Source organism: Cutibacterium sp. LaCa_255, assembly GCF_057458005.1.
Genome location: NZ_CP190956.1, coordinates 2,684,749 through 2,710,590 on the forward strand (window position 1 = coordinate 2,684,749; position 25,842 = coordinate 2,710,590).

21 protein-coding genes are annotated in these 25,842 nt (G+C 61.4%); 9 read left to right on the top strand and 12 right to left on the bottom strand.

All coding sequences use genetic code 11. The features are described from left to right. A complete protein-coding gene (locus ACP8ML_RS12250; RefSeq protein ID WP_002526085.1) occupies nt 1–693 on the bottom strand; it encodes a suppressor of fused domain protein in 693 nt (230 codons plus the stop codon). 125 nt (nt 694–818) lie between these two features. Here ACP8ML_RS12250 and ACP8ML_RS12255 point away from each other — a divergent pair, with 125 nt between their 5' ends. Then, on the top strand, nt 819–1,676 hold the full coding sequence (locus tag ACP8ML_RS12255; protein ID WP_486702965.1) for a mechanosensitive ion channel family protein: 858 nt from the start codon (nt 819–821) through the stop codon (nt 1,674–1,676). Nucleotides 1,677–1,937: 261 nt separating this feature from the next. Next, a complete protein-coding gene (locus tag ACP8ML_RS12260; RefSeq protein WP_249361152.1) occupies nt 1,938–2,120 on the top strand; it encodes a hypothetical protein in 183 nt (60 codons plus the stop codon). A 290-nt stretch (nt 2,121–2,410) separates the two neighbouring features. Here the strand turns inward: ACP8ML_RS12260 and ACP8ML_RS12265 are convergent, their stop codons facing one another. After that, complete coding sequence (locus ACP8ML_RS12265) at nt 2,411–3,646, bottom strand: glycerate kinase (RefSeq protein WP_371258414.1); 1,236 nt, start codon at nt 3,644–3,646, stop codon at nt 2,411–2,413. Between the two features lie 24 nt (nt 3,647–3,670). Between ACP8ML_RS12265 and ACP8ML_RS12270 the strand changes: the two genes are divergently transcribed. Together ACP8ML_RS12270 and ACP8ML_RS12275 are read left to right on the top strand one after the other, a co-directional pair. Continuing rightward, the gene (locus ACP8ML_RS12270; RefSeq protein ID WP_065673320.1) at nt 3,671–3,925 is read left to right on the top strand and encodes a hypothetical protein; all 255 of its coding nucleotides are present in this window, start codon (nt 3,671–3,673) and stop codon (nt 3,923–3,925) included. 120 nt (nt 3,926–4,045) lie between these two features. Then, entirely contained in the window at nt 4,046–5,545 is a 1,500-nt protein-coding gene (locus ACP8ML_RS12275) for a CCA tRNA nucleotidyltransferase (protein WP_065673287.1), read from the top strand. 19 nt (nt 5,546–5,564) lie between these two features. Here ACP8ML_RS12275 and ACP8ML_RS12280 read toward each other — a convergent pair whose 3' ends face one another. Continuing rightward, the gene (locus tag ACP8ML_RS12280) at nt 5,565–5,810 is read right to left on the bottom strand and encodes a DNA-binding protein (RefSeq protein WP_171015102.1); all 246 of its coding nucleotides are present in this window, start codon (nt 5,808–5,810) and stop codon (nt 5,565–5,567) included. Here ACP8ML_RS12280 and ACP8ML_RS12285 point away from each other — a divergent pair. Together ACP8ML_RS12285 and ACP8ML_RS12290 are read left to right on the top strand one after the other, a co-directional pair. Then, on the top strand, nt 5,809–7,740 hold the full coding sequence (locus tag ACP8ML_RS12285; protein WP_171048522.1) for a DUF6049 family protein: 1,932 nt from the start codon (nt 5,809–5,811) through the stop codon (nt 7,738–7,740). The genes ACP8ML_RS12280 and ACP8ML_RS12285 overlap by 2 nt on opposite strands. 67 nt (nt 7,741–7,807) lie before the next feature. Continuing rightward, nucleotides 7,808–9,616 (top strand): protein kinase family protein, encoded by a 1,809-nt coding sequence (locus ACP8ML_RS12290; protein ID WP_171048508.1) that lies wholly within the window; start codon nt 7,808–7,810, stop codon nt 9,614–9,616. 431 nt (nt 9,617–10,047) lie between these two features. On the opposite strand, the gene glpK is transcribed toward ACP8ML_RS12290, so the two are convergent. Together glpK and ACP8ML_RS12300 are read right to left on the bottom strand one after the other, a co-directional pair. Then, nucleotides 10,048–11,571, bottom strand: coding sequence for a glycerol kinase GlpK (gene glpK / locus ACP8ML_RS12295; RefSeq protein WP_117188363.1), 1,524 nt, complete (start codon nt 11,569–11,571; stop codon nt 10,048–10,050). Nucleotides 11,572–11,658: 87 nt separating this feature from the next. Next, on the bottom strand, nt 11,659–12,411 hold the full coding sequence (locus ACP8ML_RS12300) for an MIP/aquaporin family protein (protein WP_016666540.1): 753 nt from the start codon (nt 12,409–12,411) through the stop codon (nt 11,659–11,661). A gap of 186 nt (nt 12,412–12,597) precedes the next feature. On the opposite strand from ACP8ML_RS12300, the gene ACP8ML_RS12305 reads away from it, so the two are divergent. Then, a complete protein-coding gene (locus ACP8ML_RS12305; RefSeq protein ID WP_117188429.1) occupies nt 12,598–13,545 on the top strand; it encodes a sugar-binding transcriptional regulator in 948 nt (315 codons plus the stop codon). Between the two features lie 79 nt (nt 13,546–13,624). On the opposite strand, the gene ACP8ML_RS12310 is transcribed toward ACP8ML_RS12305, so the two are convergent. The 6 genes from ACP8ML_RS12310 to arfA all read right to left on the bottom strand — a co-directional run bounded on the left by ACP8ML_RS12310 (nt 13,625) and on the right by arfA (nt 22,184). After that, nucleotides 13,625–15,028: a S1C family serine protease gene (locus tag ACP8ML_RS12310; RefSeq protein ID WP_065673285.1), complete on the bottom strand. Its 1,404-nt coding sequence runs from the start codon at nt 15,026–15,028 to the stop codon at nt 13,625–13,627. A gap of 207 nt (nt 15,029–15,235) precedes the next feature. Further along, complete coding sequence (locus ACP8ML_RS12315) at nt 15,236–17,479, bottom strand: glycoside hydrolase family 43 protein (protein ID WP_117188361.1); 2,244 nt, start codon at nt 17,477–17,479, stop codon at nt 15,236–15,238. Between the two features lie 7 nt (nt 17,480–17,486). Beyond that, a complete protein-coding gene (locus tag ACP8ML_RS12320; protein ID WP_253255523.1) occupies nt 17,487–18,281 on the bottom strand; it encodes a carbohydrate ABC transporter permease in 795 nt (264 codons plus the stop codon). A 32-nt stretch (nt 18,282–18,313) separates the two neighbouring features. Continuing rightward, nucleotides 18,314–19,282, bottom strand: a complete 969-nt coding sequence (locus tag ACP8ML_RS12325) for a carbohydrate ABC transporter permease (protein ID WP_117188357.1) — start codon at nt 19,280–19,282, stop codon at nt 18,314–18,316. Next, a complete protein-coding gene (locus tag ACP8ML_RS12330; protein ID WP_117188355.1) occupies nt 19,282–20,610 on the bottom strand; it encodes an ABC transporter substrate-binding protein in 1,329 nt (442 codons plus the stop codon). Before ACP8ML_RS12330 ends, ACP8ML_RS12325 begins: the two co-directional genes overlap by 1 nt. 56 nt (nt 20,611–20,666) lie before the next feature. Next, entirely contained in the window at nt 20,667–22,184 is a 1,518-nt protein-coding gene (arfA, locus tag ACP8ML_RS12335; protein WP_117188353.1) for an arabinosylfuranosidase ArfA, read from the bottom strand. 160 nt (nt 22,185–22,344) lie between these two features. Between arfA and ACP8ML_RS12340 the strand changes: the two genes are divergently transcribed. Both ACP8ML_RS12340 and trxB read left to right on the top strand, forming a co-directional pair. Beyond that, nucleotides 22,345–23,370: a LacI family DNA-binding transcriptional regulator gene (locus ACP8ML_RS12340; protein ID WP_249361148.1), complete on the top strand. Its 1,026-nt coding sequence runs from the start codon at nt 22,345–22,347 to the stop codon at nt 23,368–23,370. Between the two features lie 77 nt (nt 23,371–23,447). After that, a complete protein-coding gene (gene trxB, locus ACP8ML_RS12345; RefSeq protein ID WP_486702966.1) occupies nt 23,448–24,500 on the top strand; it encodes a thioredoxin-disulfide reductase in 1,053 nt (350 codons plus the stop codon). Between the two features lie 193 nt (nt 24,501–24,693). Here the strand turns inward: trxB and ACP8ML_RS12350 are convergent, their stop codons facing one another. After that, nucleotides 24,694–25,539 carry a pseudouridine synthase gene (locus tag ACP8ML_RS12350; protein WP_065672882.1) on the bottom strand — a complete coding sequence of 282 codons (846 nt, stop codon included), beginning with the start codon at nt 25,537–25,539 and terminating at the stop codon, nt 24,694–24,696. Nucleotides 25,540–25,842: the final 303 nt, after the last annotated feature.

The following is a 25,842-nucleotide window of genomic DNA, read 5'->3' on the forward strand; positions in this document are numbered from 1 at the left end:
TCACACCGCCGACGGACGCTGCAGGTCGGTGTAATTCACCGCCTTGGCGTCCAGCAGATCGACAAAATCGTCGAAGCCGTTGACCTCCAGCCACTGACGTTCGGCCTCGGTGATCGGGACGCCCAGGAGCCAGTGCACCTTGAGATCACCAATTTCCACCCGGTCGAGTTGAGGGGTGGTGAATGGATGACACCACATCAGATGCGGGGTGGTGGAATTCGGCGCGTACATCGACACGACGTCGCCGAAGACGATTCCCGGGGCCATCGGCCAGTGGTCACGCAGCACCGCAAAGGCGCACGACCCCAGAACCTTGCCCATGACGTCGGAGCCGGGAGCGCCCACGACCATGAGCTCAGCGCGAATGTCACTGCTGGTCCCGTCGACGAGGGCTATTGAGTTCGGCTCAGCGTGCAAGCTCACCGTCGACCAGGTTGACCATCCCGGTGCAGGTGCGTCCGCGAAGGACAGGACGTCGATACGAACTTCTTCAGCGGCATCGACCATGCCGTCGGCGCGCGGAGTGCCGCCGACGGCCTCGACCACGGCCTGGGCAACCTGAGGGCCAGTCGAAGGCATCTGTGTCGGCTCGGCCAGATGCTCAGGCAGGTCTTGCGGATCCAGCGGTCGCTCTGCGGCCGGCTGATCACCGCCGGGAAGGCGTGCTGCAGGGGAGACGTTGTCGTCACTCATGCCTTGATCCTGTCATGTTGATGGCTCGGACGCGTCCGGGGAGGGTTTTTTCTTGCCCGGAGTGAGAAGGTAGAAGTGTTACCAAGAGCACATCTGTCACCTGAACCCGACCGCGAAGGGAGACCATGCCTCCGCTGAAGTCCGACGTGTGGACCTGGGACACGCTGATCCACATCCTCATCATCATCGCCCTTGCGATAGTTGCCCGCTGGCTGCTACGCAAAGGCGTCGACTGGACGATTCGCCTCATGGTGTCGCGCTCGGAGAAGCGCGAGGCCACCATGCCCGGGCGCACCCGCCGTATCCTCGCCGAAGCGACAGGTGCGACTCTCGACAGGCAGAATCAGCGCACGACGACCGTCGGCGGACTGCTCTCGAATGTCGGCGTTGCCATCATTATCATCGTCGCCCTGCTGTCGGGATTCAGCACCATTGGCATCAAGATCACCCCAATCCTGACCTCCGCCGGAATCGTCGGCGTCGCCCTGGCCTTCGGCGCGCAAACGCTCGTCAAGGATGTCCTGGCGGGACTTTTCATCATCTTCGAGGACCAGTATGGCGTCGGTGACGCGGTGAAGATCAACGAGGTGGAGGGGGTTATCGAGGACGTCGGACTGAGGGTGACGCGCATCCGCGACTGGAACGGCGTGGCCTGGTACCTGCGCAACGGCGAGATCACCAAGGTCGGCAATGTGACTCAAGGATGGACGACCTCGTTCACCGACATCAAGGTGCACGCCTTGGAGGACCCGAATCAGGTCATCCGGGTCATCCGGAAGGTCCTCGACGATATTGCGGTCGAATTCGAGGGCACCCTGCTCGACAAGCCCCTGGTCTTGGGAGTCGGCGACATCACCGGCGACACCATGACCTTCCAGGTGATGACGAAGTGCATCGCGAACCAGCATCATGACGTGCTGCGCGCCCTGCGCCGTGAGTGCAAGGACGCTTTCGACGCCGCGAGAATCCGTGGAGCCTTTTGATCCGGCGGCCCATTTTCATCACGACATGACACCTGTCATCACCATGGTGTGACACCGTGCCCCGAAACGACTCTCGAATGCGGTCCTGGACTTCTCCCTCGGCAAGAGTCCTTCCCAATGGAACGACAGGGCAGGAGCGGCTGATGACGAAAAATCACACCCCGCTGACCATCAAGGGCGTGTCGAAATCATTCTGTCGCTCAGCCAGGGAAATTGTTCACGCGGTGAACGACATCTCCTTCACCGTCGACCACCATCGACATGCCCCTGGGCCTGACCCGCCCGGACAACGTACGCCTCGAGGTCGCCATGCACGTTCCCGGTCTGGTCATCACCGGATTGGCGTTCTTCGACAATGTCTTCATCCCATTGAGCGACACCATGCCCACCATCGGACGATGGACCCCGCCTACGACATCACGGCTCTTGCCCGCTGCCCGTTGACCAACGGCATGGACATTGGCGGTGGCCACGACTCCTTGAGGATTCTTCCAACGATTCCAGAACAACTTCCAGCTCCGGTGCGATTTTCCCTTCAAGGCACCAACGCCGTCACCGGGGTGACGGAAGAACGCGCATGACGATGAGAACTCTCATTGCCGAGGACATCGATCTGGATCTCGCCGCCACTGCGATGTGAAGGGGTCACTCTCTCATCACCGATCGTGAGACCGAAATCCTAGGAATGGTCGTGGATGGCTCTGCCGAACGTGCGTCGTCAGCAAGGGAGAGTGTCAACGTCCGAGTTCCTCCCGCACCGCCTGCTCCACAGCCTGGCTGAGCAGCGATCCGGCCTTGGCCATCGACTCATCCGGGTCCGGCTCGATGTCCGACAAACAGATGATTCGTTGGAATGCCCCGCGCTTATCCTCGGGGAGGTCGCACTTTCCACAGACTGCCCACACCGGCACCCCGGCATCGAGAGCAATCTTGCGGATGGTGTCGGGGAGCTTCCCCAGGAGAGTCTGCCGGTCGATCCGTCCCTCACCTGTGATGACCAACCCTGCCTCGGAGATTTTTGACACCGCCTTTGCCCATCCGAGCACTGCAGCTGCTCCTGGACGGTACTTCGCGCCCAGACAACGGAGCGCCCAGCCAACTCCACCAGCGGCACCAGAGCCAGGGTCGTCCCGGTACGCGCTACCAATGGCCGCCTCCATGAAATCAGCAAGCCTAGTCAGGCCGGCTTCAGCAACCTCGATCCCTCCTTCGTCCAATCCCTTTTGCGGACCAAAAACTGCTGCTGCACCGCTCGGCCCCAGCAGCGGTGAGGTGACGTCACATGCCACGGTCAGCTTCACTCCCGACAGTTTTCGGTTCAACCCGGACAGGTCGAGGCGCGAGAGTTCCGGCAACCCCGCTGCGCCGGGAGAAATGGGCGCCAAGTTCTTGTCGAGCAAGCGCACCCCGAGGGCTTCCAGCATCCCCGCACCGCCATCGGTGGAGGCCGAACCGCCGGCCCCGACGGTGATGTCAGTCGCTCCACTACGCAGGGCAGCCGCAATGACCTCCCCGAGGCCGCGACTGGATGCCACCAACCCGCGTCGAGGGCTCGGTGGTCCGGACACTCTGTCCGCCCTCTCCAGACCGCAACAGGTGGCCATCTCGATGACTGCCTGGTTGTCGCGCAAGGCATAGTCGACTTCGGCAAGGTCACCGGTCGCCCCGTGACACTTGACGGTTACGGCGTGGAACCCAGCTGCCAGAACAGCCTCCACGGTTCCCTCACCGCCGTCAGCAACCGGAATCGTCATGACTTCACGCCCCGGGTCAGCTGCGGAAAACCCTCGCTGTACCGCCCGGCACGCCTTGCCGGAGCTCAGGGAGCCCTTGAACGAGTCAACGGCCACAACCACAGGTGCATTCGGATCAGGACGCATGGTCTCAGCATGACACGCGGACATGTCGACCTCTGAAACTGGCCCCCTGACCTTTGCTGAACATTTTCGCCGCGTCGCATCGATCCTCATCACGAGATCTGCCCGACACGCACGATGTCGGCGCTTTTCGTCGCACCCCGTAAACTCGGTGTCATGGTGAATCGCGCCTACCTGTCCCTGAGCGTTCTTGCCCTCGTGTTGTGGGTGGCCGCGTACCGTCATCTACCCGGCTGGGCGGCTGGAGTGACGCTGGCGTGCGTCGTCCTGTTCTCCCTGTTCTGCGAGTGGTCCCGAGTGCGCACCCTGGCCCGCATTGGCAAGTCCCGCGGCACCAGCCACCAGAGTTCACGCGGTCGCAAGTTGTCCTGACAAGGCTGTTGACCATCCCCGAGACACGGTTTCTGATTACGCTGGTTTCAGTACTTCCCTTCCAGCTCGTCAGCTTCGTGACCGCCGCAAAAGCCAATGTCGCGTAGGCTGTCTGCCGCCATGCCTGAAAAAAACGTCAACAGCCCCTCGACGCTGCCCACCGCCCTGCGCCCAACCCCCGACGAGTCGGGGATGACCGTGCCGCAGCTGCTCCAACACCGCATCGATGTGCTTTTTGAGCAGGTGCCGCTGGTCGCTGAACTGGGCAAGGTCTTTGCGCAGGCAGGTCACGATCTTTATCTCGTCGGTGGGTCCGTCCGCGACGCCCTCATGGGTCGTCTTGGACACGACCTTGACTTCACCACCGACGCTCGCCCCGACACGACGGAGGCAATTCTTCGCAGGTGCACCCATGCGACGTGGGACATTGGCCGAGCCTTCGGGACTATCGGCGCCCAGATCGACGACTGGGTGGTGGAGGTCACCACCTACCGCGCAGACGCGTACCACCCTGACTCCCGCAAGCCCGAGATCGTCTACGGAGACACCCTCGAGGACGATCTCATCCGTCGCGACTTCACGGTCAACGCGATGGCATTGCATGCCATGACTCGAGCATTCTCAGATCCCTACGCCGGACTCGCCGACATCGTGGCGGGAGTTTTGCGCACTCCTTTCCCGCCAGAGCGGTCGTTCAGCGATGACCCGCTGCGCATGATGCGAGCTGCGCGGTTCACCTCCCAGCTCGGCTTCACCGTCACCGACGAGGTCCGTGCCGCCATGACTGACATGGCCCCACGCATCGAGATCATCTCCGCTGAACGTGTCCGTGACGAACTCTCCAAGACCCTCCTCACTGACCATCCGCGCGCGGGCCTCGACCTCCTGGTCGCCACTGGTATCGCCGACCATGTGCTCCCCGAGCTGCCAGCCTTGCGTCTGGAACGCGACGAACACCATCGTCACAAGGACGTCTACGAGCATTCCCTGACAGTCCTGGACCAGTCCATCGACCTCGAGAAGCGCCGCGGTCACGAGCCTGACCTCACCGGTCGTCTGGCTGCTCTGCTGCATGACATCGGCAAACCGCCGACGCGTAAGTTCGAGCCCGGCGGCAAAGTGAGCTTTCACCACCACGACGTCGTGGGAGCAAAGATGGCCCGCAAACGTCTCAAGGCCCTCACCTACCCCAGCCAGGTCGTCAAAGATGTGTCCAAACTCGTCGAACTGCACCTGCGCTTCCACGGCTACGGCGACCAGGGGTGGACGGACTCGGCGGTGCGTCGTTACGTCCGTGATGCTGGCGACCAACTGGAGCGTTTGCACATCCTGACCCGCTCTGACTGCACTACCCGGAATCGTCGCAAGGCCGAGCGGCTGGAATTCGCCTACGACGACCTCGAGAGGCGCATCGCCGACCTCACCGCCAAGGAAGAGCTGGCTGCGATTCGTCCCGATCTCGACGGCGAAGAGATCATGGCCACTCTGGGCATCAAGCCCGGCCCAGCGGTCGGCAAGGCCTACAAGTTCCTCCTCAACCTCCGCCTCGACGAAGGCCCGCACACTCCTGACGAGGCAAAGGCCGCGCTACTGGCGTGGTGGGCCAAGCAAGAGCACTGAACCTCACGCGGACCACGGTTCAATCCCGTCCCCGGCCAACTACCATGACAAACGTGTCACCTGCTTCCCGCCTTTGCCCAGCCGCTTGGCTGCTGGGGTTGTTGATGGTCCTCACGACCGTCTTCGCGGGATCTTCCCCTGCCCAGGCACGTACCGCGGCAGAATTGGTCAAGGTGACGATTACTTCTGTCAGCCCACCGACAGGGGATCCCAAAACTCCCATCACCATCAAGGGAACGGTGACAAATACCTCTTCGGTGTCGATGACATGGGTTCAAGCGTCGTTCTGGCGCTCCCAGGACCAGATCAACGACACCCGTGACCTTTCTGACCTGCTGGCATCCCCCGCCACCGTGCCGGTTGGCATGCGGTGGTATCGGGAGCCCAACGAGGCGTCAATTTTCAACATCACCGACCCAGAGGCCAACCAGACCTTCAAACCAGGCGACAGTGGGTCCTTCACCGTGACTGGAACACCAGCCCAGATGGGGTTGACGTCACCCAACGCCGTTGACGCGATCGGTATCCACGTGCAGGCGTCCCCCGAGAACCAGTCGCGCAGAACGGTCGGTCGAGCACGAGTACTCACGGTTCTCTCAGATGCTCATACCAGCGCGAACCTCGCCCCCGTCATCGTGCTCTCGACCATGCCCACCCGCAGGATCGATGGCACCTTCACCGACGAGTCGCTCGCGGATGACATCACCCATCGACTGAAGCCTCTTGCTGAAGCGGCACACACCCGTAACGCGACAGTTCTCGTCGATCCAAGCCTCATCGACGAGGCCAGGGCGATGGCCTCGGGATATCGCGTGGCTGGCAAAGGCACGGCCACCGTCGAGGGCAAGGGCCAGCAAACAGCCAGGGAATGGCTCGACCTCGTCGAACCATTACTGACCACCGGCCAGGCATATCGCCTACCGTACGGAAATGCCGATGTCATTGGAGCGGTTCGGCAGGGCCGCCCCAACGTCCTCTTGACGGTGAAACACGCTCTCGACCCCTCGAATCCAGCCGCGAAGTTACCGTTAGCAGTCGTCGACCCAGCAGCTGAACTCGACAGGTCCTCGTTCAAGACCCTCACCAAGGAACTCTCCCCCGCGCTGGTCCTGACATGTGCGGCATCGGCTCGTGACGGCGTCCGGGAGGAGTCCGGAGTCAAGGTGATCGGTCTGGCCGACACCGCCCGAACCGACGGCCATCCACAATCCAACAGCGACCCCCAGCGGCGCGGAATGCTGCTGTCCCAGGCCCTCCTCATGACTCACGAGTCGATTCCGGCGGTCACCCTCGTCACCACCGTCAACGATGTTCAAGCCACCGCGCCGGTCGGGTGGCTGCACCTGCAGAATCTCTCGGCAGTTCTCACCGGAGCCAAGCCGGGCCTTCGGCTACCGGGAACACGCGCCGGTGACATCACCCTGAAGGGCCCTTGGTGGCGCGTCCAGCACGACGTCGGGATCGATTCAGACGACTGGTCCGACCTCGTGGGTGCCCCCACGGAGGCGACCTCCTTGACCTCGGCGAAATTTGTCAGCAGGTCGTTGTCGTCGTCACTCCAGGATCGTCAGGCATGGGCTACTGACGTCATGCGCCCAGCAGCGGACGCCATGGCCGGCAAGGGCCTAGTCCTGCATTCAGCCCCGCAGTTCGTGATGTCCTCCTCGACCAATGACTTTCCCCTGACGGTCACGAACTCGCTCGCACAGACGGTTCACGTCAAGGTCGTCGTCTTCTCAGAAAACCCACAGCGCATCGACATCCCGGACACCCAGGTCGTCACGATCCAGCCCAGGGAAACGCAAACCATCAGGTTCGCCCCGAAAGCAAGCTCAAATGGAGTCGTTGAGATGCAGGCACACCTGTCGACTCCGTCAGGACGCAGCCTGGGGTCCCAGACCAGTTTCGTTGTCAAAGCGACTCAGATGGACGATGTCGGCTGGATCATCGTTGTGGTGTCGGCGCTGGTGCTCATCATCGCCACGGTGCTGCGCATTCGTCAGGTGACCGCGAATTCCCGGCGTCAGGCCGAATCCAACGGTGAGTCCCAGACCAGTGGCCCCACCGCTGGCTCAACCTCCGATGACATTTCTGACACCACGCCTTCCCCTTCGGCAGTAGAGGATCCTGACACGGCCTCGGACGACGATTCTGAGCATCACCTCCCCACCGGTGAGGGCAACCTCGCCGAGTGACAATCCCGGGGTTCGCGGCACGGATCGGTATCGTTGACGATGCACATTCGGATCGATCGGGCAGGAGGTGGCAGTGTCTTTCGAGGACCTCGCCGATCGTCACGGCGGTCAGTACGACTCGGATCTCCATGCCGCGGATGACCTCCCCGACCTTCTCCCAGGATCCTTTCTGGGTGAGCGTTACCGTCTCGACCAGGAGCTCTCCCATCCCGAGTCCTCACTGACCTGGCGAGCCTTCGACACCAAGTTGCACCGCCCGGTCCTGATTCACGCTCTGGCCCCGCACGGTCGTCGCACACCCGCTGTCCTGGACGCGGCCCGACAAGCTGCCGTGGCCACCGATTCGCGCTTCTTGCGGGTCCTCGACGCCATCGTCGCCGGACCAGGCGAACCAGCATCATGGGTTGTCAGCGAATACGCCCCTGGAAAGTCGGTCGAGGAACTGTTGGAGACCGGGCCCCTCTCGGCGTTGGAGGCGGCATGGATTGCCCATGAAATCGCCGACGCGATGGCACCCTTGCATGCCCAAGGGGTCTTCCACGAACGCATCAACCCAGGAACGGTTCTCGTCACCTCGACCGGGAATCTCAAGATCAGTGGCTTGCTCGTCGAAGCCGCGTTGCATCCTCGGCCGGGCGACAATTCTCGTCCCTGGCCGGACCGCGAGGTCGCCGACGTGACAGACATCGGACGGGTTCTTTATGCCTGTCTGGTCTCGCGCTGGCCAGTCGGACATGGCCACCGCCCGTCCGTCGAGCCAGCCTCGACGATGTCCTGGGGACTGCCACCCGCCCCGACTGACTCCCACGGCTGGCTCACCCCACGTGAGGTCCGCGCCGGGGTCTCCCCGGCCCTCGATGTCCTCTGCGACCAGATCCTCTCGCAGGTTCCCCGTTATGACGAGGTGCCATTGCGCACCGCGAATGAGATTGCGCATTCCCTGCGTCGGACCCTCGGCTCAGCTGACGCCGCCGCTGACCTCGAGCGTCGCATCCGGTTCCCAGTGGGACCGGCTTCCCGTGCCGGGGAAGAGCCATGGCGCTCCGACGAATCCGCCGCTTTTGCGCCGGACCAGGATGAGCCGGAACGGGCAGAGGAGTACGGACCTGACGACGAGGGGTACTGGTCCCCGGACGCGGCTGCCGGAGAGTGGGGGCGTCAGGCAGGGCCAGTGCCGTGGACGAGCAACAACGATCCCCACACCACACAGCTCTCCCCCGCTGGGCAGGATTCCTCGGAGAACGGCAGTGCCGAGCTGGTATTGGCCAAACCGCGCCCTCACAACCGTCGATGGCCACCAGTACTCATGGCTGCCGTTGGCGTGGTCATGATCGTGTGTCTCATCATCGCAGGGGTGCGTCATTCTGGCAGCAACGCCCCGGAGGCATCCAGCGAGCCGACGACCGTCGAGGTGACGCACGTCCAGGAATTTGATCCCGAAAAGGACGGTGGCGACGCCAAGGAGAACCACGACGAGGTCAAACTCGCGATCGACGGCGACCCGTCAACGGCCTGGCACACAGTCGTCTATCACAACTCTGCGAAGCTCGGGAACCTCAAGCCCGGAGTCGGCCTGGTCATTGATTTGGGACGCGTCACCGAGGTCACATCGGTGAAGGTGCGGCTGGTCGGATCCGGAACGGACATTTCCTTGTGGCAGCCGACCAGTGATGTCTCCTCCGATGAGGCTCCCATGACGACGATCAAGGAGTGGACTCAGGTGGCGGCGGTGCCGGGGGCCGGATCGACGGTCACGTTGAAACCATCCGGCAAGACGAAGGCCCGTCATCTCCTGATCTATCTGACGGAGCTTCCTCCGAAATCGACCTCGCGGTTCCAGGGTGGGATAGCAGATATCACCGTCACCGGGTCCTGACGACATTTTTCGACGCCCGGGGCTGGCGACCATCTGCTCTCCGACATGTGCTTTCTGGCAGCGACCCAACTGCTGACCGACAGCTTTCCGACGGAACCGTCGTCAAGTGAGGCATCTTTTCTGCCGCCGCACCACCTCAGTGACGAAACCCCCAACTCGTCCCTCCTCCGCGGCCAGGATTTTACGACCTTCGCTCGAGCTGACACTTTTCGTCGTGCGGTCTGGTCGTTGTTCAGGCCGGTCGTCGTGCGGTCTGACATGAGGGGCCGGTGGAGGAAGGTCCGTGTGACAGGGGCCCGTCACGAGAACCCCGCAGAGGGCAACTGCAGAGTCACCCGCGAAAGCGAGTGCCCCCCAAAAAACGCAATGGTGCCCCGTGCTCGAAAGCACGGGGCACCAGGTGTCATCGGTCCATCAGAACCAACTCAGGATCACTCCTTGACGTCGTCGTCCATCCAGTCGAAGGTCTTGGTGACGGCCTTCTTCCAGTTGCGGAACAGACGCTCGCGCTCGTCCTGGTCCATCTTGGGCTCCCAGCGCTTGTCCTCGGCCCAGTTGGCGGTGACGTCCTTCTCACCCTCCCAGAAGCCGACGGCGATACCAGCGGCGTAGGCGGCGCCCAGAGCGGTGGTCTCAGCAACTACCGGGCGAACCACCGGCACGTTGACCTGGTCGGCCTGGAACTGCATGAGGGTCTCGTTGGCGGTCATGCCACCATCGACGCGCAGCTCGGTGAGCGGCACACCGGAGTCGGCGTTCATGGCCTCGAGGACCTCACGGGTCTGGTAGGCGGTCGACTCGAGCACGGCGCGGGCGATGTGGCCGCGGTTGACGTAACGAGTCAGGCCGACGAGGGCGCCACGGGCGTCCGGACGCCAGTACGGTGCGAACAGGCCGGAGAAGGCTGGCACGAAGTAGGCGCCGCCATTGTCCTCGACGGTGTTGGCGAGAGCCTCGATCTCCGGGGCGGTCTCGAACATCTTGAGGTTGTCACGCAGCCACTGGACCAGAGACCCGGCAACGGCGATCGAGCCCTCGAGGGCGTAAACGGTGGGCTGGTCGCCGATCTTGTAGCAGACGGTGGTCAGCAGACCATTCTCGGAGAAGATGGCCTCCTCGCCGGTGTTCATCAGCATGAAGCAGCCGGTGCCGTAGGTGTTCTTCGCCATGCCCTTCTCGAAGCAGGCCTGGCCGAAGGTGGCAGCCTGCTGGTCACCGAGGATGCCGGAGATCGGGGTGTCGATCAGCAGGCCGTTCTTGCGGCCGTAGCCATAGACCTCGGAGGAGGACTTGATCTCGGGGAGCATCGACTTCGGGATACCCATGACCTCGCACATCGAGTCGTCCCACTCGAGGGTCTTGACATTCATGAGCATGGTGCGGGAAGCGTTGGTCGGATCGGTGACGTGCACGCCGCCGTCGGTGCCTCCGGTCAGGTTCCACAGCACCCAGGTGTCCATGTTGCCGAAGTACAGGTCGCCAGCCTCAGCCTTCTCACGAGCACCCTCGACGTTGTCGAGGATCCACTTGACCTTCGGGCCGGAGAAGTACGAGGCGAGACCCAGGCCGCAGATGTGCTTGAAGCGGTCAGCACCCTCGTCGCCAGCCAGTTCGTCACAGATCTTCTGGGTACGGGTATCCTGCCACACAATGGCGTTATAGATCGGGTCGCCGGTGTTCTTGTCCCACACCACGGCGGTCTCGCGCTGGTTGGTGATTCCAACGGCAGCCAGCTGGTGGCGGTTGATGTTGGCCTTGGTCAGCGCGAGTCCGACGACATCGCGAACAGCTTCCCAGATCTCGATCGGGTCGTGCTCAACCCATCCGGCACGCGGGAAGATCTGCTCGAATTCCTGCTGGCCGACGGCCACGATCTGGCCCGAGTGGTTGAAGACGATGGCCCGGGTCGAGGTGGTGCCCTCGTCGATGGCGAGCACGAACTTCTCGTCGCTCATGATTGTTGCCTTTCTTGTCTACGTTGACTTGTCTGAGAGGTTGCGACTGATACGAAATCAGCTCTGGTGTGACAGTGAGAAATCTACTCAGTGCCAGAAGATGGTGTAGGTGAGGGCGGCGAGAACAGCACCAATGATCGGGCCGACAACCGGAACCCAGGAGTAGCCCCAGTCGCTGCCACCCTTGCCCTTGATCGGCAGGACGGCGTGGGCGATACGAGGGGAAAGGTCACGAGCCGGGTTGATGGCGTATCCGGTGGGGCCGCCGAGAGAGGCGCCGATGGAGACGATGAGCAGGGCGACGGCGAGCGGGCCAATAGTCACACCCTGGGTGAAGCCGGAAATGATGACCCAGAGCACGAGGACCCAGGTGCCGATGGCCTCAGTGATGGTGTTCCACAGCGGGTTGCGGATCTCAGGGCCGGTGGCGAAGGTACCGAGCTTGAGGGCCGGGTCGCAGTCCTCGTCGTAGTGCTGCTTGTAGGCCAGCCAGCAGAGCACGGCGCCGACGAAGGCACCGGCGAACTGGGCGAGGATGTAGATGATGATGTTGCTCGCGGTGGCGGGAATGCCGTTGGCCAGGTCCTTACCAGCAAGTGCGAGGCCGATGGTGACGGCCGGGTTCAGGTGTCCGCCGGTCTTGTAGGCTGCGTAGACACCGAACATCACACCGAAGCCCCATCCCCAGTTGATCTGGAGGGAACCGGGAGCGGGATTGCCCTTACACTTGGGAAGGAGGTTGTTGGCGACGACGCCACAACCCAGCAGAATGAGGATCATGGTGCCCAGGAACTCAGATCCGAAGATCGTCGCGGCGGGCACCGCAGTTTCGAGAAGCATGAGGACTCCTTCGTCGTGGCGTCATCCATTGACACCGATTTACTCGCCGGTGGCGGTCGATCCCGTAGGATTCAGCAAACGGGGACCGTCGTCCCGACCCTGTGGGGGCTGGACGTGGCTCAGTCAAACATCTACGGCGCCGGAGAATCGCAATTCTGCACTTATGTGCATGGCAAGGGGAGGGGCATGAACGAATTGTCCAATGACGTATGGACAGCAGCGTCCATGTATTACATGCAGGGCGAGACGATGGATGCCATCGCCAGCCATCTCGGCACATCCCGCTCAACCGTGTCTCGCCTTCTCAAACAGGCACGTCAATCCGGAGTTGTGCGTATCACCTTGTCAGAGCCGACTGGGTTACGTAACGGCCTGGATTCCACCCTGACGAGGATGTTCGGGGTCAACACCACTGTCGTGCCGGTGAAATCAGGGACGACCGAGATTCACCGCCTGGACCAGGTGGCCAGGATCGCCGGACAGATGGTTACGGACATGATCGAGGACAATTCCGCGATAGGAGTTGCCTGGGGAACAACCCTGGATGCCGTCACCCATTATGTCGTCCCCAAGGACGTCAAGGGAGTGCGCGTCGTACAGATGAATGGGTCGGCCAACCCCGCTAGTTCAGGGATTCCTTACGTTGGATCAATCCTTTCCAGAATGGCTGCCGCGTTTGGGGGTGAGGTCATTCATTTCCCGGTCCCGACATTCTTCGACAATGCTACGACGAAGACCGCGATGTGGCAGGAGCGCTCCGTTCAGGCAGTACTCAAGGCACATCGCGAGCTCGACCTCGCCGTGTTCGGCGTGGGGGCCCTCGACAGCCCAGTCCCCTCCCACGTCTATTCCGCCGGTTACATCACCGATGAGGAAAAGGCGAATTTGATGCGGTCCGGAGTTGTTGGTGACGTCAACACCGTCTTTCTCAAGGCTGACGGCGCCTATGACGTCGAGTTCAACAAGAGGGCGACCGGATTGGCCCCATTCCAGTTGCAGCGCATACCGCGTCGGCTCTGTGTCGTCGCTGGCCGCGCCAAGGCTGTCGGACTATTGGCCGCACTGCGTGCCAGGGTGGCGACGGACCTCGTCGTCGACGATGCAACTGCTCGTGCAGTCCTCGATCTGATGTGACTCGCCAGTCCTGCGCCCGTGGGAAGGGTCCCGAAGCCACAGCAGCTGCGGGGCCCCTTCCCACGTCGCGTAACCCGTATCAGGACTTCGCCGTACCCAAGGTGACGTCGGCGGTGGCCTGCTGCGAACCACGGATGTAGCTGATCTTGACCTTCTGGCCAGGCTTGAACGACCTCACGAGACCGACCAGGGACTCTCCGGACACGATATCGGTGTCGTCGATCTTGGTGATGACGTCGCCACGCTGCAGCCCGCCCTTGTCAGCTGCCGAGTTGGGTGAGACCGTGGCGATCCCGGCTCCGAGGACTTGGACACCATCCTTGCTGCCAGCGACGTCACGCACGGAGATGCCCAGGAAGGCGTGAGTTGCCTTTCCGGTGTCAATGATCTGATCGGCAATCCATTTGGCAAGATTTGACGGGATCGCAAAGCCGATTCCGATATTGCCCGATTGCTCGGAATTACTTGACGAAAGGCTCGCAATGGAGGAATTGATCCCGATGAGCTCACCATTGGCATTGACGAGAGCACCACCTGAGTTGCCCGGATTGATGGCTGCACTGGTCTGGATAGCATTCGTGACGACCACACCCGACGACGAATCTCGAGATCCCAGCAGATCCCGTGAATTACTGCGATTCATGGTGGTGACCGGACGATTGAGGGCACTGATGATTCCGGTCGTCACCGACCCCGACAGGCCGAGCGGATTGCCGACGGCCATCACAGGAGACCCAACGGTCAACTTGCTGGAGTCAGCAACACCGATCGGCTTCATGGACTTCGGCGGGTTCGTCACCCGGATGACGGCAAGGTCCGTCGATGGATCTGTACCAACTACCTTGGCCTCGTAGGTCTTGTTGCCCATGGAAACCGTCAGCTGGCCGCCCGAAACCGCGTCGGCAACGACGTGATTGTTGGTGACGATGTTGCCGTTCGTGTCGACGACGACTCCCGACCCCTCGTCTCCTCCATTGCCCGTCCTCACGGTGATGGCGACTACCGAGTTCGACACGGCGGAGGCGGTGGCCGTCCAGTCCGGGGCGGAGGATGAGCCTTGAACCACTTTGGTGACGCTGTTGGGGGATGCAGGGCTCGACGTCACAGCCGGGGCGTCGTTCCTTGCCAGGGAGCGATCGACAAGGCCCCCGGAAACGCCGCCAACAGCCGCCGCCAACACGGCGACGAGAACAACTGTGCCGCCCCGAAAGCCCTTCCGGGCCGATCGCGACGAGCCCTTAGCCGGGTCGGGGTTTTTGCCACCCGCGCTCGGGGCCGGCTGCTCAGAAGCCTCCCACGGAGGAGGCTGGGTGGTTGACGGATTTCCCTGGTTCGTCCAGGAATCGTTACTGCGCGACCAGTAGGCATCCTGCGCCCAGCTCTGGCGATTGTCGTCAGGGCGAGAGGGGTAGCCTCCCTCCTCGCCGTGCTGGAGGGGATTGGGTTCACGCGGCTCACGGGGACCATTCGTCGACTCACTCATAACTCCAAGTGTTCACGACCGCACCAACTGGTCGATGCACTGTCCAGCAACGTGTTCCCGTCAGCGGAGAAGGTTCGAGGCTGCAGTCCCACCCTCCAACGGGGTCGGATCCGACCGTGGTCAGGCGCCACGGGGATCGCGTCAACCCCCAGTCAGGGAACCCGCCGTCCAATCGACCTCGCCACCTCTCATCTCCACAGGAGGTGCTCAGGAAGGCCACGACTCATTCACAAAGATGAGATCGGAGAAGTGGGCCTCCACCGCTGGGTTTTCCCCTCCCCCGGCGTACAGCCCAATTCGTGGACGAGAGGCCGACGACATCGTCCACGTGGCGCCCCACGTCCAATGGCGACCGTCATGGCTGAGCGCCGATCGGTAGAGGTGCTCACCGCCATGGTCGACGTGATGGGCAACACGTAGCCATGTCACACCCGCAGGTCGACCGACCACTGCCCCACCGTAACTGCGGAACCGATCCGCATCGGTAATCTCGCGTCCGTATTCGACGATGCGCGTTCCCTCAACAGCCACCGCGCCAAGGCGGATGAAGTCGTCATCACCATTGATGACCACCATCCCGGCCTGCTGATAATTACGGACCGTGTCCAAACCAAGGTCCAGACCGACTTTCACCTGAGCGATCCAGTCTCCCTCCGGTGGGTCACGCAGCAGCAATCCACCCGAGGCGCCCTCCCCCGCGAGATCTCCGTCGGTGACTGGCCAAACGATCGCGCCACCCTTCGTGTGAACGCCAGAAGGCCGGCGAATCCACGACCACTCGACGTTGCTTCCGCTCACAGCGGCTACCAGATCGACCCGCTGCGGTGTCCCGACGGGAGTTGGCTGCGGTGCCCTGTCGTCATGGATGCTGTGGGTCCGGGCCGCGACGACGTTAGTCACGACACCGTGGCCGGAGATTTTCACAGGGCCGCCCTCAAACTGACGACCCTTCGGAGAGACCAGGGAGGCCGATGCATCGCTTGATCCCGCCGGTCTCAGTGCCACGCGCAACTGCGGCCCCTGAATGGTGACAACAAGGGTTCGCCACGATCCGTCCTTCGGGAACTCTGTTGACCCAGTCCACGAATCTCGTCTCGCCCTCAGCACACCGGAATCCGCGTCCACCTCGACACTGACGTCATCCGCCAGTTCCACAGAGATCGAATCTTTGGGCAGTACATCCACCTCCAGGCGCACGTCGTCCGCCGGAAGTCTCTTTCGTGAGACGACGCGCTCACCTTCGATTCGCATGGCCTGATTGACCCCTCCAGCGTCGACCGGATGAGCATTGGTGAATTGCGACGAGGCATTCCACGGTTCTCCACCTAGTAGAGAGGCTGTTAACGGCGCGGAGCTGGGTGTGTCAGAGGGCCCCGCACCACCGTTGACCATCGGCCAACCGTCAATCCACTCCAGGCGGTCGACCAGGAGCGGACGTCGATTGATCCCTCCGGCCTCCCCAAGCCATGGCCGTACCCGATCCAGTGCGTGGTAGAGGAGGTAGTCCTGTCCTGACGAATCAGTGAAAACGGCGTTGTGGCCGACACCGATCCACTTGTTACCGTTCTGGGTCACGACGATGCTCCCACCTGAGTTCGACTTCGTCATGGCGGTGCCGTCAGCGTCGAGGAATGGGCCCAACGGCGACTGACCACGTCCCGCAAAGACCGAGTATCCGGTACTCGGCCCGGCACAACAATTTGCCGAGGACGCCATAAGGTAGTACTGGTCGCCATGTTTGACGACGTAGGGAGCCTCGTACCGGTCAGAATGGGCAACCTGTACCGGTTTTGTCGCCAAGGAGAGGCCGTCCGGAGCGGTTCGCGCAGCAAAAATCCCGCCACGGTACGAGCCCCAGTAAAGGTAATGAGTACCGTCGACATCCGTGAATCCAGTTGGATCAATGGTCGAGAACCACCCGTCGTGTCCATCGGAGTGAGGAGGGACGAGCGGCTCCGGTTTCACTGTCCACGGCCCTACTGGAGAGGGAGCCGTCGCAACGCCGATCGCCGAGTCGTCCTTCCCGGCGTTGAGAGCTGTCTCCGTCACTGCGAAGTAAAGGACATATCGGTCACCGATACGACGAACATCCGGGGCCCAGAGTCCGGCTGCCGGACTGATCCAGTCGGGCATGTTCTCCGAGGTGAGAAGCGGTCCGACATACGTCCAGTGCTGCCAGTCCCTTGTCTTGGCAACATGCCCTAGGGCAGGAGCCCCTCCGGCACGCAGCGGGTCTGACGTCGCATAGACGTACCACCAGCCATCCACACCCCTGATAACTGACGGGTCGGCCCAGGTGTCGGCAAAGCTCCGCGACACTGGGTTGATGATCTGGCCGGCAGCAATCCCCGGAGTCGCGCGGGGAGTCGGGTCCGGTCGGTTACCGGCGTCACAACCCATCACGATCAGACAGAACCCCAGCACAAGCGCTGCGAAAGGCCGCTTCGACATCACATCCTCACCCCTTGAGGCCGGAGCTGGCAACGCCTTCGATGATGTACCGCTGCAAGACTACGTAAATGACGAGAACCGGGACGGCTGCCATCGTCGCGCCAGCCATGATGACCGGGTAGTCAATTGTGTAACTTCCTTGCAGGCGGGTCAGACCGACTGGGAGCGTGAGACTCGCGTCGCTGAACAACACATAAATCGGCCAGACGAAGTCATTCCAGTTGCCCAGGAAAGACAGCACGAGCAGGGTCGCCAAGGCTCCCTTGGCGTTGGGGAGCACGATCTTGAAGAAGGTCGTGAATGGTCCGGCTCCGTCAATCCTCGCGCTCTCCTCGAACTCCTTCGGTAGCGCCACGAAGAATTGTCTGAGGAAGAACACTCCGAAAGCTCCTGCGGTTCCCGGGAAGATGATCGCGGGAAGCGAGTCCAACCACTGAAGCTTCGACATCAACTCAAAGTTCGGCATGAGAAAGATGAATCCCGGCACGAACATCGTCGACAGGACGATTGCGAACAGGACGTTCTTCCCGGGCAGCCGCAGGCGGGCGAAGGCGTAGGCAGCCATCGCGGCAAACAAACAGGTCAGTACCGAATTGACCGTCGCAGCCACAAATGAGTTCAGTACCCATCGAAGAACCGGACTCGCATCATCTACGAACAGCAACTGCCGGTAGGCACGCAACGTCCAGGTGTGTGGAAAGAATGTGGCCGGAACTTGCTTTGCCTCGATGCTCGTCTTGAACGAGGTGAGGATCATGACCACGAGAGGCCCGAGGAAGATGACGGTAAGAATTACCATCATTACCCAGAACATCGGATTCCTCCATGTCTTCCTCATGACAGTTCGCCCTTCCTGGACCGGGCCGTATGACGGAACCGACGTCGGTCCTTCGCCTCTTTGTGATCGCGTGTGGCGTAGTACTGCGCGATTGAGATCACAATGAGGATGGCAGCAAGGATGTAGCTCTCCGCGGCGGCCTGACCGGCACGGTTCTGGCTGAATCCCAGGTCGGTGATGACCATGATTGCGGTCCGTGTCGACTCAGCCGGGCCACCCTGGGTGATGGTGTAAGACTGGCCGAACATGTTGGCACTGGCCAACACCGTTGTGACAAGAACGAAGATCAACACGGGACGCAGCCCTGGCATGGTCACGTACTTGAACTGCTGCCACCGTCCAGCACCGTCGATGGCCGCAGCTTCATACTGTTCCTGAGGGATATTGGCCAGGCCAGCCATGTAGATCACTGCGTTGAACCCGATCGTCCACCAGACCGTGACACCGACCAGACCAATCCAGGCCCAGGGTTGGGAGGTGGTCCACTGGATGTTTGTGTGGAAGATGGCGTTCACCAGACCGAAGTTGCCGTCCAGCAGGTATCTCCACATGACACCGATGACAGCGACGCCGAGCACGTAGGGAGCGAAAAACACTGCCCGGAAGAACGTCCGCCCCGGGAACTTCATGCTCAGCAGGATTGCGAGCCCCAACGGAAGGCTTACAAGGAAAGGCACACTCGCCACCGTGAAGATACCGGTGTTCGCCATGCCTCGCCAGAACTGCTCGTACTGCACCGATTGTGGGTCAAACAGGTCCGCATAGTTCTGCAACCCCACCCAAGGACGCGCCGGGAGGGTGAAGTCCCAGTCATGCAGACTGATCCAGATGCCGTACACTGCAGGAACGGCGACGAAGACCGTGAACACGACGAGGTAGGGAGCGAGGAAGACTAACGCAACACCCGCAGAGCCCTCGACGCTCTTACGTTTCCTCCTTGTAGTTCCTTCCCTTGAGACCGACATCACTGATACTTCTTTCGGTTCTCCTCGAGAATCTTGTCGGCTCTGCTGGCGGATTCCTTCAACGTCGACTCAATTCCCTTGCCACCAAGCATGATTTCGTTGACAGCGCGATAGAACTCACCGATGACATCACTGATGCCAGGGACGGTTGGGGGAAACACCACATCGTTGATCTGCTTGGCCAAGGTTGACTGGCCAGTCAGCTTGGCGAAACCATCACTTTCGCGGACCGAGTTACGTGCCGGGATCTGGCCGCCCTTGGCCCACTCCAGCGACTGCTGGGAAACCCAGTTGACGAACACCTTGGCAGCATCCGCACGGTTTGAGTTCCCATTGCGCTGTGTCGGGATCGTAAACTGGTGAGAGTTAGCCCAGACGGCCTTACGCTCACCGATCTGTGGCAACGGGGCAACCCCCCACTCCAAAGCCTTGTTCTCAGCCAAGGTGTTAAGCGACCAGATGCCATTCCAGTTGAAAGCGGTCTTCCCGTTCTGAAGGGCGACGAAGTCCGCATCCTGGGCAACCTTGGCTGGGGAATACCCCTTCTTGACCAAATCCATCCACCACGTCATGGCCTTGATACCCGGCTCTTCGTGCCACGTCGCATGGGAGGCATCCTCCGAGAAGAGTCCTCCACCGAACTGGGACACCAAGCTGTAGACGCTCATTCCTCCGGTGAACTGGAACGGTGATGCCCAGTGCCCAGCAACCCCCTTGGACTTGAGTGTCTCCAACGCAGACATGTAATCGCCCTGGGTCTGCGGCAGCTTATTGGGATCCAGCCCAGCCTTGTCCATGACGGTCTTGTTGAAGAACAGGCCCATGGGATGGACGTCGAGCGGAATCGAGTACCGCACATCGCGGTAGATTCCAGCTACCCACGGCACCTTCGCAAAGTCGGAGCCTTTCAGATCAAGTGCCTTGGCAACGTCGTCGAGAGGTTGGATGGACTTGCGGGCCGCCATGGTCGCCACCGAGTCAAGGTGGATGACAGCCACGTCAGGGGCCTTGCCTGCTGTGACAGCGGTCGGAAGTTTCTTGTAAAGGTCGGCCCACTGCATGGACTGCATGGTGACCTTGATGTTGTCATGACTGGAGTTGAATTTGTTGACGAGCTTCTTCATGAAGGTACCGTCACCACCGGTGAAGCCATTCCAGAAGGTGAGCTCAACCTTGGGACCGTCGTACGTCTTTCCGCCACTGCCCGATGCCTGGTCGCTCGCCGTACCACCGGCAGACTTGCCGCCACCGCAAGCAGTCAGGCCGACTACCGCACCGGCCGCCACTGTGCCAGAGAGGAAACCCCGTCGTGTCAGATTTTCAATCATGCTGTGTTCTTCCTTCCTTGTTGGTCAGATCGACATCGATCCACCCATTCCGAAAATCAGTTGTCCTCATTGGACGAGGTCTTCAGCCGCAGGCAATTCCAGCTCGCCGGATTGGCATCGAAAGTGAGAATTCCTGACGTGATGTCGCAGGTAGCGTTGCGCGGTTCAACGCGGTTTGGTCGGTCTGCAGTGTTGACAGCTGCAATGTCCTCATCGTCGAGAGCGAGGCACTCGACAACCTTGCAGTCGCCGAAGGCCCGCAGATCGATCCGCACCCGAGCTCTCTCGTGAAGGTCACGGTTTACGAGGAAGACCACGAGATCATGGTTCTCGGCATCCCACGTCGCCACGGTCCACACCTGATCGGCCCCTCCCCACCGTTGTGTGGAGATTGCCGGTCCCTCGCAGCGAGTATCAAGAACCACCCCGCGAGCGTGTCGTGACATCAACGCGAATGGGTGGAAGATCGTCTGCCTCCAGGCGCGACCACCCTCTTCAGTACGAATCGGAGCGATGACATTGACAAGCTGCGCCTGACATGCGACACCAATCCTGTCCGTATGACGTAGCAGGGTAATGAGGAGGGAGCCCACGACCATCGCGTCCAAGACCGAGTAAGTGTCCTCGATGAGGTGTGGCGCATGCTCCATGCCGATAGAATTCTCCCCACCAAACCGGCTCTGATACCAGACATTCCACTCGTCGAAGGAGATCTTGAGTCGACGGTCGCTGTGATGCATGGCCGCGACGTGGTCGAGGGTGGCGGCGACATCGCGGATGTACCTCTCCATGTCCTCTGCGCAACAGGCGAAGGAGGCGACATCATCATCTATGGGCTCGTAGTAGGCGTGGGCTGACACCATGTCGAGGTTGTCGAACGCTGCATCGACGACGACGCGCTCCCAGCGTCCGAACGTCGGCATAGACCGCGATGACGAACCGCACGCAATGAGTGACAGCTTGTCGTCGAAGCGGTGGAAGGCATTGGCCACCTCGGTCACCGTCCGGGCATATTCGTCGGGCGTCTTGTGGCCCATCTGCCAAGGTCCGTCCATCTCATTTCCCAGACACCAGGTCTCGACGTTCCACGGATCTTCCCACCCATGGCTCCTACGCAACTGGGGAAGACGGGTGTCAGTATCTCCGTTCACGTACTGGAGGAATTCCATGGCCTCGTTGAGCCCACGTGTCCCAAGATTGACTGCGAGCATCGGCTCAATACCCATGCGTCGACACCATGCGAGAAACTCATTGGCCCCAACGGTGTTGGGTTCAACCGACCGCCACGCAAAATCAAGGTTCCTCGGTCGCTCCTCGAGCGGTCCGACGCCATCCTCCCAACGGTAGTTCGAGACGAAATTTCCGCCGGGATAGCGCAGAACTGTAATTCCTAGTTCCTTGACGAGTGCTGCCACGTCACGCCGAAATCCGCGGGAATCAGCATCGGCATGATTCGGCTCAAAGATGCCGGTGTAGACACAGCGACCCATGTGCTCGACGAAACTGCCGAAGATCCTCCGGTTTACTTCTCCCACCTGATAGGCGGGATGGACGTGGACAGTCGTTGTCCTCATGGATGTCTCCTCTATGCGACGACGTCGGTGCCGTCTCCGTAGCTCCTGTGCAACGTTGTAATCCATTCTTACAACGATGTAACGGAACATGCAAGGTACACGCCGAAACGTCAGCCCTGCGACATTGCTCGAACCATCACGAGGATCTAGAATCATGACCATGACAGCGCGCCTCGTGGATGTTGCCGAAGCTGCAGGGGTGTCCGTCAAAACTGTTTCCAACGTTGTACATGAGAGCCCCCACGTCCGCCCTGAGACCCGGGCTCGGGTCGAGCAGGTCATCAAGGAACTCGGCTATCAACCCAATCGCGCAGCGCGCCAGTTGAAAGCCGGACGAACCGGATTCATCGCTCTGGCTCTCCCGGAAATTGAGACCCCTTATTTCGCAGAGCTCGCCTCTCGTATTTCAGAGCGGGCCAAGAAGGAGGGGCTCATCGCTCTGATGGAGCTGACTGGCGCGGATCCCGTCATGGAAAATCGAGTACTCACTCGGTTCGGCCGGGGCGTCGTTGATGGGATTGTCTTCTCACCCCTGTCTCTGACCTCGGAGGAGATTTCCGACCATCCCACCAGTGTTCCCATGGTGTTACTCGGTGAGCGGGCAACTCCACCCGATCATGACCATGTCGCAGTGAGATCTGTCGACGCAGCACGTCGGATGACCGAGCATCTCATCGAAGTTGGGCACCAACGGATCGCCGTCATAGGTCACGTCCCAGATCAGGGCACTGCATCGACGCGGCTCACCGGATATCGTCAGGCGCTAGAAACAGCAGCCATTCCCCTCGACGACGACCTGGTGGTGGGTGTACCTACTTACTCGCGATCAGCTGGGTTTGATGCCATGAACCATCTCCTCGGCCTCACGGAAAAGCCTGACGCCGTCTTCTGCTTCAACGACACAATGGCTATCGGTGCGGTTCGCGCCTGTCACGAAGCTGGGGTGCGAGTCCCGCAAGACATTGCAATCGCGGGATTCGACAACACTGAAGAGGGTGTCTACTCAACCCCGACCCTGACCACCATCGCTCCTGATCTGAACGCGCTCGCTGACAAGACCTTGACGATCCTCACCCGACGCATCGGCCAATCCAGCAGTGACACGCACAAACCAGGAACCGACGTCCCCGTACCCTGGCACCTCGTCATTCGTGAGAGCACCGGAGGGCCCGCCGTCCGCCCCTAATCCCCACCGGGAATGTCCTGAACCCTTTGTGTGCTGGATAGGTTGATCCCTGAACCAGTCACCGACCAGGAGACGCCATGACACCTCAGCCCCTCGTGCCCAACACCATCCTCGGCAACATCTCGCTGTCCGATTCCTCGGAGACCGACACCGTTCAACCGACCGCCGAGACCATTGACACCGACACCCGAGGCGACGACGAGCCCCGTGACGTCATCATCGTCGGTTCCGGTCCGGCTGGATACACCGCAGCCGTTTACACCGCCCGCGCAGGGCTGAAGCCGCTCGTCTTCGAGGGATCCATGGATGCCGGTGGCGCCCTCATGCAGACCACCGAGGTCGAGAACTACCCCGGCTTCTCCGAGGGCATCATGGGTCCGGATCTCATGGCTCAGATGCGCGCCCAGGCTGTGCGATTCGAGGCCGAGCTCGTCGCTGACGATGTCACCGAGGTTGACCTCACCGGTGAGATCAAGAAGGTCATCGACACCGATGGAAACACTCACCACGCCCGCGCGGTGATCCTCGCCACGGGATCGGCCTACCGCAAGCTCGGTCTCGAGGACGAGGTCCGTCTGTCGGGTCGTGGCGTGTCCTGGTGCGCCACCTGTGACGGGTTCTTCTTCACCGGCAAGGACATCGCTGTCGTCGGCGGCGGTGACTCCGCGGTCGAGGAGGCCACCTTCCTCACCCGGTTCGCCAACTCGGTGACCCTCGTTCACCGTCGTGACAAGCTACGCGCCTCCCAAATCATGGCCGACCGTGCCGAGGCCGACCCCAAGATCACCTTCGCATGGAACAGCGAGATCGTCGCCATGCAGGGCGAATCCAAACTGGAGTCGGTGACCCTGCGTGACACCAAGACCGGCGAGGAACGTCAACTCGAGGTGTCAGGAGTCTTCGAAGCCATCGGACACGACCCGCGCTCCGAGCTGCTCCGGGGCCAGGTCGACCTGGACGATGCCGGATACGTCGTGTGCACCGAGCCATCCACCCGCACCAACCTGCCGGGAGTTTTCGCCTGCGGTGACCTGGTCGACTCCCATTACCAGCAGGCCATCACCGCGGCCGGATCCGGATGTCGTGCGGCCCTCGACGCGGAGAGCTTCCTCGCCGAGCTGGGACGCTGAGTCTCTCGTCAGTTTTCGCCGTGTCGCTTCGTGAAGGTACGAGGCGATGCGGCGAACCACTGTCTCAGTGGAATAGCAGTGGGTGCTCCACACCGAGAGACACCGCTCTGGCACAGCGGGAAGCGCTCCTACGAATCGTGTTCCGGGGAGGCGGCCATTTTCGTCACCTCATTCTCGGGTGGGCCCATGTCACTTACTGCCAGGCGGACAGACCCAACCTCGACGTGAAGATCCTTGGCTCCCCGGAGACGGGGTCGGTGAATCCCATCTGCCAGGCCTGCAACTGCAGCGGGTGGCTGAAGTCATCCACCGGGGTATCCAGAAGTACCGGGTAAAAGGGGTCATTGACTATGGGAGCTCCCAACCGCTGCATGTGGAGACGAATTTGGTGGGTGCGACCCGTCCTCGGTCTAGCCTCGTAGAGGCCCAGCCCCTCATGCTCGGCCAGCAAAGTGATGCCAGTCACGGCATTCGGCTCGCCCGGAATCTCACGAGCCTGCAGGATGCCTCGTTCCTTGATGATTCTCGACCTCACCTGCCAGCCGTCTTTCGCCACCACGACCCCGTCCCCGGCACGGTGTTGCGCCACAGGGGCGACCAACCGGTACTTTTTGAACACCTTCCGGCGTTCGAACATCTCCTGGTAGGGCCGACGCCACTTCCTCTCCCTGGTCAGCAGGAGCACTCCGGCAGTGACCCGGTCGAGACGATGGGCCACGGTCAGTTCTGGCAACCCCAGCTGGGTCCGCAGCCGGACAACCACCGACTCGAGAACGTGCTGGCCTCGCGGAATTGACGACAGGAAGTGCGGTTTGTCGACGGCCAGGATCCGATCGTCGGCGTACAAGATCCCGATACCAGCCGGGACAGAAGTCTCCTCAGGAAGATCGCGGTGGAAGAAGACAAATGTCTGCGGAGCGAAGGGGGAGCTCCCCGTGAAGGCACATCCGGCTTCGTCGACGAACCTCCCCTCGTCGAGCATCTCGTCAACTCGTTGCCCACCCACTCTGACGAGCTTTTCGACCAGATAGTCACGCATCGTCGGCCAGGGCCAGCCGTCAATCCCCCGTGCGGTCGCCAACCTGCGGCATTCTCCGTGATCGGGGGTGTGGACCCATGCCGATTCCAGGCCGTGACGTTGTGGAAGAGGCGATCGGGGCACCGTGTCAGCCTACGGGTAAGCCGACGCCGACCCCACACTCCCCTCAGCTCCGGTTCACAAGAATCCCGTCTCACGGACTTACAGCTCAAGGCAGTGTTTCAACCGCCCGCGAGGCGGGATTTTGGGTTCTCCGACGTGCCCGAGCCACCCCAGATGTCGACCACGCCGGGAACCATGTCC

Excerpts from the sequence above, each read along its gene's own strand:
- ACP8ML_RS12250 (WP_002526085.1), bottom strand. The coding sequence starts at position 693 with ATGAGTGACGACAACGTCTCCCCTGCAGCACGCCTTCCCGGCGGTGAT.
- ACP8ML_RS12255 (WP_486702965.1), top strand. The coding sequence starts at position 819 with ATGCCTCCGCTGAAGTCCGACGTGTGGACCTGGGACACGCTGATCCAC.
- ACP8ML_RS12260 (WP_249361152.1), top strand. The coding sequence starts at position 1,938 with ATGCCCCTGGGCCTGACCCGCCCGGACAACGTACGCCTCGAGGTCGCC.
- ACP8ML_RS12265 (WP_371258414.1), bottom strand. The coding sequence starts at position 3,646 with ATGAGGATCGATGCGACGCGGCGAAAATGTTCAGCAAAGGTCAGGGGG.
- ACP8ML_RS12270 (WP_065673320.1), top strand. The coding sequence starts at position 3,671 with ATGTCGGCGCTTTTCGTCGCACCCCGTAAACTCGGTGTCATGGTGAAT.
- ACP8ML_RS12275 (WP_065673287.1), top strand. The coding sequence starts at position 4,046 with ATGCCTGAAAAAAACGTCAACAGCCCCTCGACGCTGCCCACCGCCCTG.
- ACP8ML_RS12285 (WP_171048522.1), top strand. The coding sequence starts at position 5,809 with ATGACATGGGTTCAAGCGTCGTTCTGGCGCTCCCAGGACCAGATCAAC.
- glpK (WP_117188363.1), bottom strand. The coding sequence starts at position 11,571 with ATGAGCGACGAGAAGTTCGTGCTCGCCATCGACGAGGGCACCACCTCG.
- ACP8ML_RS12300 (WP_016666540.1), bottom strand. The coding sequence starts at position 12,411 with ATGCTTCTCGAAACTGCGGTGCCCGCCGCGACGATCTTCGGATCTGAG.
- ACP8ML_RS12305 (WP_117188429.1), top strand. The coding sequence starts at position 12,598 with ATGAACGAATTGTCCAATGACGTATGGACAGCAGCGTCCATGTATTAC.
- ACP8ML_RS12310 (WP_065673285.1), bottom strand. The coding sequence starts at position 15,028 with ATGAGTGAGTCGACGAATGGTCCCCGTGAGCCGCGTGAACCCAATCCC.
- ACP8ML_RS12315 (WP_117188361.1), bottom strand. The coding sequence starts at position 17,479 with ATGTCGAAGCGGCCTTTCGCAGCGCTTGTGCTGGGGTTCTGTCTGATC.
- ACP8ML_RS12320 (WP_253255523.1), bottom strand. The coding sequence starts at position 18,281 with ATGATGGTAATTCTTACCGTCATCTTCCTCGGGCCTCTCGTGGTCATG.
- ACP8ML_RS12325 (WP_117188357.1), bottom strand. The coding sequence starts at position 19,282 with ATGTCGGTCTCAAGGGAAGGAACTACAAGGAGGAAACGTAAGAGCGTC.
- ACP8ML_RS12330 (WP_117188355.1), bottom strand. The coding sequence starts at position 20,610 with ATGATTGAAAATCTGACACGACGGGGTTTCCTCTCTGGCACAGTGGCG.
- arfA (WP_117188353.1), bottom strand. The coding sequence starts at position 22,184 with ATGAGGACAACGACTGTCCACGTCCATCCCGCCTATCAGGTGGGAGAA.
- ACP8ML_RS12340 (WP_249361148.1), top strand. The coding sequence starts at position 22,345 with ATGACAGCGCGCCTCGTGGATGTTGCCGAAGCTGCAGGGGTGTCCGTC.
- trxB (WP_486702966.1), top strand. The coding sequence starts at position 23,448 with ATGACACCTCAGCCCCTCGTGCCCAACACCATCCTCGGCAACATCTCG.
- ACP8ML_RS12350 (WP_065672882.1), bottom strand. The coding sequence starts at position 25,539 with ATGCGTGACTATCTGGTCGAAAAGCTCGTCAGAGTGGGTGGGCAACGA.